Source organism: Flavobacterium sp. GSB-24, from assembly GCF_027924665.1.
In the GTDB taxonomy this organism is placed as follows: Bacteria; Bacteroidota; Bacteroidia; order Flavobacteriales; family Flavobacteriaceae; genus Flavobacterium.
Map to the genome: position 1 here is coordinate 4,371,705 of NZ_AP027043.1, position 13,998 is coordinate 4,385,702.

Annotated in this window: 7 protein-coding genes; 4 read left to right on the forward strand and 3 right to left on the reverse strand. The window is 33.1% G+C overall.

All coding sequences use genetic code 11. The features are described 5' to 3' along the window. Positions 1–157: 157 nt before the first annotated feature. On the reverse strand, positions 158–466 hold the full coding sequence (locus tag QMG60_RS18630; RefSeq protein ID WP_281865999.1) for a hypothetical protein: 309 nt from the start codon (positions 464–466) through the stop codon (positions 158–160). Positions 467–1,975: 1,509 nt separating this feature from the next. Between QMG60_RS18630 and QMG60_RS18635 the strand changes: the two genes are divergently transcribed. Genes QMG60_RS18635 through QMG60_RS18650 form a run of 4 tightly spaced genes read left to right on the forward strand, consistent with a single transcriptional unit; the run spans position 1,976 to position 9,178 of the window. After that, positions 1,976–5,419 (forward strand): SusC/RagA family TonB-linked outer membrane protein, encoded by a 3,444-nt coding sequence (locus QMG60_RS18635; protein WP_281866000.1) that lies wholly within the window; start codon positions 1,976–1,978, stop codon positions 5,417–5,419. 14 nt (positions 5,420–5,433) lie between these two features. Further along, on the forward strand, positions 5,434–6,921 hold the full coding sequence (locus QMG60_RS18640) for a RagB/SusD family nutrient uptake outer membrane protein (protein WP_281866001.1): 1,488 nt from the start codon (positions 5,434–5,436) through the stop codon (positions 6,919–6,921). 20 nt (positions 6,922–6,941) lie between these two features. Continuing rightward, complete coding sequence (locus QMG60_RS18645; RefSeq protein ID WP_281866002.1) at positions 6,942–7,799, forward strand: putative zinc-binding metallopeptidase; 858 nt, start codon at positions 6,942–6,944, stop codon at positions 7,797–7,799. 23 nt (positions 7,800–7,822) lie between these two features. Then, positions 7,823–9,178 carry a DUF4302 domain-containing protein gene (locus QMG60_RS18650; protein WP_281866003.1) on the forward strand — a complete coding sequence of 452 codons (1,356 nt, stop codon included), beginning with the start codon at positions 7,823–7,825 and terminating at the stop codon, positions 9,176–9,178. 195 nt (positions 9,179–9,373) lie between these two features. On the opposite strand, the gene QMG60_RS18655 is transcribed toward QMG60_RS18650, so the two are convergent. Beyond that, positions 9,374–12,397, reverse strand: a complete 3,024-nt coding sequence (locus QMG60_RS18655; protein WP_281866004.1) for a two-component regulator propeller domain-containing protein — start codon at positions 12,395–12,397, stop codon at positions 9,374–9,376. A gap of 613 nt (positions 12,398–13,010) precedes the next feature. Next, positions 13,011–13,997, reverse strand: a complete 987-nt coding sequence (locus QMG60_RS18660) for a type IX secretion system membrane protein PorP/SprF (RefSeq protein WP_281866005.1) — start codon at positions 13,995–13,997, stop codon at positions 13,011–13,013. Position 13,998 lies beyond the last annotated feature (1 nt).

A 13,998-nucleotide genomic window follows, 5' to 3' on the forward strand; every position in this document is an offset into this window, starting at 1 on the left:
TAGTATAAAAAGTGGATTCTTTATTTATAACCAGAAAATTCTTCCGCACCCAATAATAATTTAGGTTATCCCAGATTTCAATTATAAATCCGCTTCAAGGATAAAGCTTCATTAAGCTCATATATGATGTTATAACTAGATGCAATGACTAATAAAATCAAAATATTCCAAGCCGCTCAAGGAGAATTTTGCCTCTCACCCACTCTAAACCTAAATCGGTAAGGGAACTTTCGTCGGTGTCGTAATTTACAACCACAAGGCCTAAAATTTCCAATTCCAATAAGGCATCAAGAATTTTTGCCTCATTTTCGATGGCACTACTGGATGAAACCGCAGTGCTTGAAATGCTGTAAAATACCTCCATTATTTCTTCGAAAGGCACGCTGCCAAAATAATTACTGCTAAGAGCGATCAGAACTTGATCTAGAAAAGCAGATCTGGCCTTGTCCATCATCCAATTTTCCATTTGATTCATATAATTTTATATTCCACAATTATTTCTAAAGGCAACTGTATCTTTCAATGCCATTATCTGCTTTCTCCGAACGAAAATTTCGTAACAGTTTTGGTGTCAATATAGTACATCTATTTTCTATTTAAAAAAACCGCCTAAAAATAATTTAGACGGCTTTATCCTGTAACTTACTATTAGCATACTAACTCAAAATAGTGAATAAAAGGAAATGCTCTTTGATAAAAGCTAATTTTGTTCTGTAATTGACGACCTATAAAATTTTAAACTTTTATTTTATTGTTAGTCGGATAAAAATAAACGGTCATTAAGTTGAGAAGCGCTAAGGATTTCTCCAAAAGCATCGTGAGCTGAAATATTATAATCCCTTATATCTGGTTCTTATTGCCGTTCCGTAAATTTAACTGTCAAATGAAGCTTTATATAATTATTCTTTCCAAATATACTCGGATGTAACTTGCTAATATATATTTAACCAAAGCTCTATCTTCCCTTGCCAGTTCCCCGCGATATAACTGGACTCACACTTTGAAGCTAAAGAGACACCGCACTCTGTATTGTAACCTCGTACAATTGTCATGTGAAGATGACGCCGAAATCCACTTTTAGCATTTATCGGGAGAAATTAAATATTGTGTATCATGCCCCGAAAACCTTGGACCAAAGTAACCCTTTTTAATACTGGCAGCTTTATGTGGATCTTATAAAAATGCATAAAATTAAATACAATATTAAAACTGTCCAGACTATAAATCGCACGCACTTATTGATAATGTAAAATTTATTCATAATTTCTTTATCTCATTTAATGGACTTGCAGAGCTTGCTTTAAATTTTCTTGAAAAAGTAAAATCAAAAAAATATTTTTCCCACCGAATTCAAATCTAAAAATATTGTCCTGGACAGCCTGTAGGGATTACAGAACAACTGTTTCTCCAGCAAAGATTTCTCTTTTCCTGTAAACAATAAAATTAAAAGTAGTTAACGGTCATAAATCACAAATTCACCATCCCTTTTTACCGATTAACGGCATTTAATCAAGGAAATCTCGATTTTACACAAAATGTTGCTGTAGAAGCTTTAATAACTTTAAAAATCAATACTTTATAAAACTTTAGATCCATTTTTTTAACCTACATACGATTAAAATCTAGAAGATTGCCTTCTACTCCGACCATATAAAACTGCTGCATGACAAAAATTACGTTAACGAGCCAATTATGCCTTTAAGTTACATTATCTGACCGTTAACTACTTTTCAATATGTAAAATACGGTTTAGAAATTAGCTTTACGTTTTTAACATATAATCTGTCATTTGTTAAAATAAACTTCTCTTGATTAAGTCAAATTGATAATCATAAAATAATGCCTATGAAAAATTTGCGGATCCAAAAATAAATTTGACTGCAGTCTTGCAATCAGCAATCGAAAATAATTCTCTCTTAATGAAAATTATTTTTTGATTCGAAGATAAATTAATAAAAACCAAAACAGCCAAAGTATGAAAAACCAAGTAGTCCAAAAAAAACGATTGTTCTGTCGAAATTTAAAAATAATACTGTTCCAGTTCGTTCTAGGAATTGCGTTGTCAAGTTTCACAGTGCCCATTAAGACACATGAACTAAAAAAGCTGGACGCCAAATTAAATGCAGGACCTATTATTAAAGGAAAAGTTACAGACCAAACGGGCAGCCCGCTTCCTGGAGCAACAGTTATGGCAAAAGGAACAAAAACTGCAGTTTTAACAGATTTTGATGGAAATTTCATTATTGAAATGCCAGCAAATGTAAACCGTATTGTTATTTCTTACGTTGGAATGGAAACTAAAGAAATTGGTATAGAAAATATTACACCAACTATTGTTTTAACAGAAGCAGGACAAAATCTTAAAGAGGTTGTAGTTACAACTGGATATGAAAAAACTTCAAAAAGAACATTTACGGGAGCAATCAGTAAAATTTCTGGAGCTGAATTAAAAGTGGATGGAGTTGTTGATGTGAGCAGAATGATTGAAGGAAAAGCTGCCGGAGTTACGGTTCAAAACGTTACAGGATCTTTTGGATCAACTCCAAAAATTACGGTTCGTGGATCTTCTTCTATCTTCGGAGATACAAAACCTCTTTGGGTTATTGATGGTGTTGTTCAAGAGGATATTATCAATGTAACATTTGCCGATTTAGCTTCAGGAAATTCAGCAACATTATTAAGTTCTGCGGTAGCTGGTTTAAATGCTAACGATATACAAAGTATTGAAATTCTAAAAGATGCATCCGCTACTTCTATCTATGGTTCAAGATCGTTAAACGGAGTAGTTGTTGTAACAACTAAACAAGGCCGCAGAGACACTCCCTTAAAAATTAGTTATTCTGTCGAAAATACAGTGAGAGCAGTTCCTAGTTATACTCAATATGATGTTTTGAATTCTCAAGAATCAATGAGTGTTTTTCAAGAGATGAGAGAAAAAGGATATTTGAGCCAAAGCGCATCTTTAACATCAAGATTTAGCGGTGTTTATGGTATTTTAGCAAAACAGGTTAATCTTTATGATAGCTCTAATGGCTTATATGGTGTAAAAAATGAACAGCCATACATCAATGAATTTTTAAAAAAATATGAGTTAGCAAATACAGATTGGTTTAAAGTTTTATTTAGACCTTCTATTACTCAAAATCACTCTTTAAGTTTTTCAGGTGGAGGAAAGAATAATACTTTTTATGGTTCTTTAGGTTATTATACTGATCCAGGATGGACTCTGGCAGATAATGTGAAACAATTATCATCAAACTTAAAAGGAACATTTTATATCAATGATAGATTAAATATTACTTTATCAACGCTTGCATCTGCTCGTGATCAAGAAGCACCTGGTACTTACGAAAGTAAAGATGATGTTGTATTTGGTAAAATTACGAGAGATTTTGATATTAATCCTTTCAACTATGTTTTGAGTACAAGTAGAACATTAAGACCTTATGATGATAATGGAAATTTAGAATATTATCAAAATAACTGGGCTCCAATGAATATTCTTAACGAATTAAAGAATAATAAACTTGGTATAAAAGTAAAAGATATTCGTTTTCAAGCTGATTTAGATTATAAAATCAATAAAAATTTGACATACAATTTTACTGGTTCAGCTCGCTATGCTACTACATCCAGAGAGCATAAAATTTACGAAGATTCAAATGTCGTAGGTGCGTATAATGCTGGTGTTGGAGATAATCCAAATACGCAGATTCAAAGAGATAACGTGTTTTTATACCAAAATCCAAATGACTTAACTGCGCCTAAAGTATCAGTTTTACAAAACGGTGGATTTTTAAGAAAATACACAAATGATATGACTTCATATAATGTTAGAAATAGTGTCACATACAGAAACACATTTAATGAAAAGCATGAACTTGAAGGTTTTTTTGGTACAGAGTTTAGATCTGTAGATAGAAACAACGACAATTTTACAGCTGCAGGTTTGCAATATGAAAAAGGACTAAGTGCCTTTATTGACCCTAAATTGATTGAAAAATTGGTAAATGAAGGAAATACTTATTACGATTTTGGTGCTGAGAGAGAGCGTACTGTTGGTTTCTTTGGAAAAGTAGGTTATACTTATGACCGCAGATATACAGTATCAGTTACTGGACGTTACGATGGATCGAATAGACAAGGTGATACAGGGTCTTCAAGATGGCTGCCTACATACACAGTTAGTGGTAAATGGAATATCAAGGAAGAAAAATTCATGAGAGATGTAGAATCTATAAACAATTTAGCGCTTAGAGCTTCTTACGGTCTAACGGCAACTGCGGGTCCAGCAACAAATTCATTAGCGATTTATAAAAGTTACATTACAGATCGTTTTGCAACAACTGACAGAGAAAATGCAATACGTATAGAAGATTTGCAAAATCAGGATTTAACTTGGGAAAAACAATACGAAACTAATATTGGTGTAGATTTAGGAATGTTTAGGAACAGATTGCAATTTACAACTGATGTTTATAGACGTACAGCATTCGATTTGATTGATTATGTAATTACATCAGGAGTTGGAGGAGAGGCAGTTAAAATGGGGAATAATGCCGATATGGAAACTAAAGGTATCGAAATAGGTTTTACCACTCAAAATATTGTTTCGCCAGATTTTAAATGGTCTACTACATTGAACTTTTCTATTTATGATCAAAAAATCACAAATTTAGCAAATAGACCTTCAGCATTTGATTTAATAGCTGGTAACGGAGGAAATACAGTAGGACATCCTAGAAACTCATTGTATTCGTATCAATTTACAGGATTAAACAATGAGGGTTTACCAACTTTCAAATTGCAAGACGGTGCTGAAAATAATATTACAGAGGCAAATTTTCAGGATACTAATGATGTAATGAAATATTTGAAATACGAAGGATCAGTTGAACCAAATAAATCAATTGGTCTTGCCAATACATTTACTTATAAGAGCTGGTCATTGTATGTGTTTATAGTAGGATCAGGAGGAAACAAAGTGAGATTAAATCCAGTTTACAGTAATAGGTATACAGATCAAACTGTTTTTACAAAAGAATTTGCTAACAGATGGATAAGTCCAGGAGATGAAAACTTCACTGATGTTCCTGTTATTGCTGACCAATTAATGAACAGAAATTATGGCAGTAATAATTTACAAATTGCTTATAACACTTATAATTTCTCTGATGTTAGAATTGCCAGCGGTGATTTTGTCAGATTAAAAAACATCTCTCTAGGCTGGGAATTTCCAAGTGATTTTAAGAGAAAGTTAGGGGTGAGTACTTTTAATTTGAAAGGATCAGCAGTTAATCCGTGGTTAATTTATTCAGATAAAAAATTACACGGTCAAGATCCAGAGTTTCGTAATACAGGGGGCGTAGCTTTTCCAATTACAGCACAGTACACTTTTGCAATAAACCTCTCATTTTAACAATAAAATTGATTATGAAAAATATAAAATTAACACTGTCATTATTATTACTAGCTGGTATTAGCAGTTGTGATGATTTTCTTTCAGAGGTACCAGATAATAGAACGCAGATAGATACTCCTGAAAAGATATCCGAATTGTTGGTTACAGCATATCCTAAAACTACTTACTTTGTTATTGCTGAGACAATGTCAGATAATATTTTTGACACTGAAGTAAAAACAAATGCTAACATAAGCAATGAGGAAAGTTTTAATTGGGACATGCAGACTCAAATTGAAAGAGATACTGAAAACGGATTTTGGACAGGATCTTACGAGGCTATTGCAGCGGCAAATCAAGCCTTGGCTTCGATCGAAAAACTTGGAAGCCCTGGTACTTTAAATCCTCAAAAAGGAGAAGCATTAATTGCAAGAGCATACAACCATTTTATGTTAGTTTCTTTGTGGTCAAACAGATATAATCCAGCGACTGCATCGACAGATTTAGGAGTTCCTTATGTTACAGAACCCGAAACTGCCTTGTTGGCAAAATATAAGCGTAATACAGTTAAAGAAGTGTTCGACTTTATAGAAAAGGATCTTATTGAAGGAATGAAGTTTGTTACCAGCAACTACAAAGAGCCTAAATATCATTTTACAGTAGATGCTGCTAAAGCGTTTGCTTGCCGTTTTTACTTGATAAAAGGAGACTGGGATAAAGTATTGGAGTATTCAGAAGGACTTGGTTCTAAACCAACGAAACTTAGAAATTATACAGCTTTTAATGCTGCGGCTTTTGCTCAAATGCCGATCGAATATTCTAAGGCAGAGCAGGATACTAATTTATTGATTAATTATCCTAATTCAATTGCAAATAGAGCAGCGTCATATAGATTTGCTTTTCCATCACTTAAATCAGATGAATTGCTAGGACCTCAAACGAATATGTGGGGAAAAGCCAACTTAATAAATGCAAATGGTTACTATTATGGTGGTTCAAATGTTTTTATTCCTAAGCTTTATGAGTATTTTAAATATACAAATGTTACAGCTGGAATTGGAGAAGCTTACACCGCTACGGTTTTATTTAGTAACGATGAAATGTACCTAAACCGTATTGAAGCTCTTGTAATGAAAAACAGATTTACAGAAGTAAATACTGAATTAGGATACTTTTTAGGAACAAGAACCTCAGGCTATAATCCAGCAACTGATATTTTAGATGAAGCCAGAGTAACTGCAAAATATCCAGTAGTTGCAAATGAATTTACTCCTTTCTATGAATTAAGCGCAGTTCAGACTTCTTATATCAAAGCAATTGCAGAGGCAAGAAGAAGAGATTTTATGAGAGAGGGTCTTAGATGGTTCGATATTAAACGTTTTAATTTAGTAGTAGAGCACAATACTCTTGAATTTGGTAAAGTGGTTCGAAAAAACATTCTAGAGAAAGATGACAAACGCAGAGCTTTACAAATACCGTTAAGAGCTTCAAGTAATGGTATTGAGAAAAATCCTAGATAAATTTTAATTAGAAAACTAATATGAAAACAGTAAAAATATATACAGCAGTGCTTATGACAGGGGTATTACTTCTTTCTTCTTGCGCACATGAAGACCAGCCAAAAGAAAGCTGGTTAGATTTTTCGGTACCAAATAAAACGGATTTAGATAAATGGATTGATGTAAATTTCTTAGATCCTTATAATATCAACGTGTACTATATATGGAATCAAAATCTGGTAGATAACAATAGATATTTATATCCGCCAAAAGGAGAAAAAGTCCAGCCAGCAATGGAAGTAGTTAAGAAAATCTGGATTGATAGTTATACGACTATTGGAGGAGCTGATTTTGTTAAGAAAATTGCACCGAGAGAGTTTGTACTTGTAGGAGGAATAAACTTAAATACAAATGGTACAGTAACATTAGGACTTGCTGAAGCGGGTCAAAAAGTTACTCTTTTTCAGGTAGACAATCTTAACAAAAAAAATAGAGCGAACGTAACGCAGTTTATTCATACCATTCAGCATGAGTACGTTCATATCTTGAATCAGACCAAGCCTTTTGATGAACAAGCTTGGGCTAAATTAACGCCGACTGGATATACTACAAGCTGGTATACTGCAGCAATAGCTACTTCAAGAAATTTAGGTTTTATAACAAGTTACGCCAGATTAAGTATTTATGAAGATTTTGCTGAAACTGCTGCTACAATTTTAACGAGCTCAAAAGCGGAGTATGATGCGATTTTAGCTGGTGTTACAGATACTGCGGCAAAAGCTAATATAAAAGCAAAAGAAGCACTTGTAGTGAAATATTATAGAGATGCTTTCAATATTGATTTTTATGCTTTAAGAGATGAAGCTCAAAAAAATACTGATTTTGTAATAAATAATTAAGGACAATTCTAAAAATAGATATTATGAAAGTAAAAAATATATACAAGTACTTAGTGGTTTCTTTAGGGGCTTTGCTTTTGGGATCATGTACAAGCACAGAAGTAGATTCGGATTTTGATCAAAATGCGACGGAGAGATTAAGCGGACGCCAAAAAGAATTGAATGACCTACTACTTTCCTCTGCAGAAGGATGGAAAGCAGTTTATTATACTGATAGTACACAATTAGGTGGTTGGACCCATTTAATGAAATTTCTGCCAGAAGGAAAAGTAGATATGGCATCAGATTTTACTATAGGTACAGATACAGACACAAAAACGTATACAAGTCAGTATGAAATCCAGATGGGAAGTACTGTGAGCCTAGTTTTTACAACACAAAACAGAATACATCTTTTATCTGATGCTGGTAATTCTCCAACAGCTTCGCTTTTAGCAAAAGGATATTTGGGAGATTTTCAATTCTATTATTATGGACAAAAGGATGGAGATATTCTTTTTAGAACAAATAGAAACGGACATTTTCTGCGTTTTATAAAAGCAACAGCACAGGATTGGGCAGATCTGTCAAAAAATAAAGCGACCATAAGCAGTTTAAATGGAGATATGTACAGTCCGTTGTTTAGGATAATGGAAACAAATGATGGAGCAGCTACACATAAGTTTGACTTTAGCTATAATACGAACGCTCGTTTTGGTACCGCAACATCCTTAGAACCAGGTAGTCAGGAGGCATATGATCTCGCATTTGCATTTACACCAACAGGAGTTGTTACCAAACTTCCAGTAATCGTCAAAGGTCAAAAACTTACGAATTTCATTTACGATAGTGCAACAAGTAACTTTGTAGCAACTGGCACAAATGAAGTTAGTGCTACTATTAAATATACCAATATACCTCCAAGGCCGACAGATGATTATAACATATTATTGCCGGGAAAAGTTTATTCCAGATTTGGCTACTATCCCGACGATTACACAGCTGATGCCTCTACGAATTCCAAATTATTTCAAGCAGAAATAGATAAAATTAATGCAAATTTACCTGATGGCCAATATCTCACTTCTGTACAATTATATCTAAATCATTCACAGGGTAGCTTTATTTACTATACTTTCGAGGGCAGAGGATCTTTACTGCATTTTGTAGATGTGCAGGAAGATGCTGTAAACAAAAAAATTATTTTAAATCATAAGTCTTGGAACAAAGACACAACTGCTGCGACTCCTGCATTCATTGACGGATTTGATAAAAACCTGATGGATGCTAATGGGCTGTATGTTAAAAAAGAAAATTTCAAACTAAAATATTCAAATGCCGTCTATACTTTTACGAGTTCTTCAAGTCCATTTAGAATGACCGCTTGGCAGCTGATCTAATAATTTTATTTAGTGCTCGATCTTAAGAAAATGCAGCCCCTTTTAGGGCTGCATTTCTATATGCAATGACAGTTCCAATCAGTTCCTGCTTTATACAATATTATGAATCTCATCATCAAAAATGACGGCTTTATGATTCATAATTGTAATAAAACATCTTTTTACTTTATAATAATTAATAGTTTAAAGTTTATTTTATTTGATCTTAAACTTAATTGTGACTGCAGTTCCCAAACTCTGATCTTCAGTTTTTAGATCTTCAATCTGTAAAATAATCTTTTGACTATTAGATGAGGAGTTTATTAGTTCTATTCTCTCTTTAACAATTGCTGTTGACCAGGACTTATAGACAAACTCCCTCTTTTGCGTTAATTTTGAAGCCGCTTCTCTTCCTACTCCATTATCTTCAACTTTAACTACACAAAAATCATTTTCAATAAAACATGTTATCTTTATCGCCTTTTCACCCTCTTTTGGACTTAAGCCATGAATAATTGCATTTTCTACAAAAGGCTGAATTAACATTCCTGGTATAAATATATCTTCCTTATTCACATTTTCATCTGTAAAAATCGAAAACTTCAACTCTTCATTTAGCTGCAGACTGCTTAGTATAAGGTACTGATTAATATAATCCAATTCATCTTTTAAAGAAACAGATTCCTGCTTAGAGATATCTAACGTTAAGCGAAGCAGTCGTGAGAAGGCGCCGAAATATCTATTCGCCTCCTCTTCCCCTTTCAAAATCATAATGCTCTGCATATTATTTAATATATTAAAGACAAAATGAGGATTCATTTGTGCTTTTAATGCATTTGATTTTAAAATAATTATTTCCTTTTCTCTTTCAAAAATCTTTTTCTGTTTTCTAATTTTTCTTCTGAATATATATATTACAAATGCAATTAACAATAAAAATATAAAACCGAGAAAAAAAGGTGTCTTGTAAAAAATCTGTTCAACAAGTACATTTATTTTAATATGATCCGTTATTTCAGATCCATAAAAATCTTTCACTTTAAGCTCTATGACAAATTTGCCAGGCGGCAGATTACTCAATTTAACAATGCCTATTCCATCACGACCTACCCATCCATCAGTTAATCCGTTAATACGATAGAAATAAGTGCTTCTACGATTATTATACATATCATTTGTAGTGAATTCAACCGAAAAATAATTTTTATTGTACGGCAATGTAATACTTCTATTTTCATTTAAATAATCTGTAACATTTTCTTTTCTTTCTATGGAAAAATATTCTGTTTTAGAAATAAATATTTTAGCATCTCTTTTCTTAAAATTAAATTCTTTAGGATTTAACTCAACAATACCATTTAATCCGCCGAAATAGAAACTGCTGTCATTTTTTTTATAAAATGATCTGAGAATACATTCATTATCAGGCAATCCGTCCTGCAAATGAAAATTATTAAATTTCATGTTTTTTTTATGGAGTGCAGATATCCCAAAAAAGGTCGAGAACCAAAATTGGCCATCCGCTTCCAATATGCCATATACAGCATTGTTAGACAAGCCGGCTGATTCGTCATAAACATCAATTTTCTGGGTTTTTAAATTTAGACAGACAGCCCCAGAATTATGCGTTCCGAGCCAGATATTTTTATTTGCATCTTCGTGTAGCACGTAAACTTTTCTATTGGAAAAAAAAGAGTTTTTAGCCTTATAATCTATCCATTTCTTTCCTTTGCCTTTAAAGTACAGACCATTATTAGTGGCTACCCACAAATTGCCATTGCCGGATTGCAAAATATCATAAACAGTTAAACGGTCAGAATTAATATTGCCGAGCTTGCATCGAAATAATTTTCCAGATTTTTTATCCAAAATAAATAGGCCTTTATCGGATCCTACCCAAAACGAATCTTTTGATTTTGCTTTTAGAAATGTACAATTGAAATCGAATCTCTTTCCATATTTTCTGGTTGCAATTACATTTGTTCTTAAATCAATGGATGTTATAAAAGCACCTTCACCAGCTGCCCATAAAATTCCATTTTGATCTATTAGCATAGAATTATAAATATTGCCAGAATTGGACGGGTCATAAATTTTTAAAAGAAGCTGGCCTTTAGCGTCTAATTTAAAAAGTCCAGTAGAAGAGCATACATACAAATTTCCTCGATCATCAGAAACTATTCCTTTGGCACTAATTGGCGAATTCTTAATTTGCAGGTACTTTTTAAATCTTGCATCTGTAGGTTTAAGCATAACAATATTATAATTATTCGAAAACCAGATGATGTTATTAGAATCCAGAGTTAGGCTGTTATTAATAATTTTCCTATCAAAATGTAATTCAAAAGTATCAGTAACTGTAAATTCAATTTTCTCTTTATTAAATTTTTCTATAAAAACCTTGTCTGCTTGAACTGTAAAAAATTTTGAGTTTTTATATGAGAAGTTGTCATACGGGCAATTAAACATTTGAATATTTAAATTCTTTAAATAGCTATAATTATACTTTTTTCCATTAAAAAGAACGGTGCCGCTGGTATGGGGCTTGAAAATTTCTCCATCCTGTGTAAAATGTAGGTTAGATCCATCTTCTTTAAAGTTCAAAATGAACTGCATGCCTTTATCGTCGATCAGATATAAGTTCCAGCGAGATTTTACCAGTATTTTTCCCTGGTCCAATTCTTTTATCACTTTTAGGGGCAGATTTTCAGCACCAGTGGCCGCGCCGTGCTGTTTCTTATGTGCAGCTATCCTTGGAAGCTCTGGAGACTGAAATATCTTCTGATTGTAATTTTTATCGATTTTTATAACGTAATTTTCACCGGTACTGATCCATATATTATTTTTCTTATCTTGAAGCGCGCTTACATCTTGATTGCTTCTGATCTCATGTTTTGATTGCCATTTAATGTGCTTGACATTAAATGTATTTGGATTTATTACATAGGCCCCATCAGGATTAATAGCCCAGACGTTCCCCTTTCTATCCTGGGTCCAAGCATTGATACAGATCGCAGTAATAGAAAAACGCTTTTCATCACTGTCTTTCATAGTAAATTTAACAATGTTTATCCCATCGTATTTGAAGAATGTTCCTTGTTCATTTACTGCATACCAGACAAAACCATCTCTGTCAATAAAAGGCTGGCTGGCAACAAAATAAGATTGTGAAAGATCATGAATATGAACTGCATTTGTTGTATAGTTTTGGCTAAAAACATGAACAGAAAAAAAAAACAAAAGGGGATTTAAACAAAAAAATATAGCTCGCATATTGCAGTTTAAACAATTAAATCTTAATAATTGCAAAACAAATCTGATGCTATTGCTTTTAACTTTTCTGCAAAACAGTAAACATTTAGAAAGAAGCTCCATAAACTAAAAAATTTTAGTCAGTTGATTAAAACATACAGCTTGAATCGTTTTTGAATCTGTAGTTTAAGCAAACATAATAAAAATAGGTTATTGAAATAATTCCTGCTGCTTAATTTTTTAAATATTAAAAAAAATTAAGAGTCGATAATTAAGAAAGAAAATAAGAATCTCAATAATCATTAATTCATCTTAGATTGGCGCAAGCTTATTCATTGGTCTCCTAATTGATATCTCACATCAAAATATTGTTCCTCAAGTGAATTTTACATTCGACTGATAATTTTAGGCAGGCAAATAAAAACATTCATTACTGGTAAGTTTAAGGGAAACGGCAATATTTTATCGATAAATTTTCTCTTCATTCGAGATTTCTAAAACAACTAAAAAAGCGGCCCCTGTAAGAGCCGCCTCTTTTATATATTTAATCGCTGAATAAGAGGAATTCAATACGTCAGTGCATAAAAATAATTCTTCTCATTCAATCATGAACCGGACCCTGAGTACAGGGACAATTGCTGATCGATTCTAAAAGATCCAAACCAATAGTGATAGAATGCGTGCCCGCATTGTAATTTCCGAGCTGGTTAAGTGTTATCTGATAGGCATATCCAAAATAAAATTTAGATTTCATGAAGCCAGCCATCGGCCCGACGGATAAAGGCTTGAATATTTGATCATTGATCATGCGGTAGGAAATCCCTATCCAATAATATTCATCATAAGGGTTATATTGCCTAAACTTGAAATTGATATCGGCAGTAGAACGTCCGTCTCCTGCAAAATACTGAAAATACATGGAAGGCTCGTACTCAATTCGGCTGTTGTACCTGTCTTTGAAAACATAGCCGGTATAAAGCTGATAATTTGCCAGTAGTTCAGGTTCAGCGGCTCTGTATTTATCGCTATTTTTTTTCAGCACATTGTTTACGCTCAAACTCAAATAAAATTTGCTGATGCGATAAAGCACACCAAGATCAAAATTATTGTTTGGCAAATAACGGTCAGTGACAATGGCATCCAATACTGGCTGTTCCATCGTTAGATTAAATTTATCGCTGTCTATCCGAAAATGGTTGAGATTATAGGAAAGCCCGAATGATAAATACTCTTTTGCATAATAATCCAAAATTAAATGATGGGCAAAAGAAATTTTAGCCCCGGTCTGCCTTGTATAGCCATTTTTATCATTATATAGGCTTATCCCTATTCCAGAGCGGTCAAAAACCCTAAAATCAGCATATAATGACTGATTGTTTGGAGAATCCTTCAAGCCTACCCACTGCGCAAGACCGTTGGCCCTAATTCTCAGGTTATCTCCAATGCCCGCATATGTGGGAGAAATGACAAATGAATTATCAGCCAGATATTGTGTAAATACTGGCAGATTTAATTCCTGTCCATTGCTTGAAGCTGCAACTAGAAATAGCAATATTAATAATTTTATCTTTTTTTTATATAGCCGCATA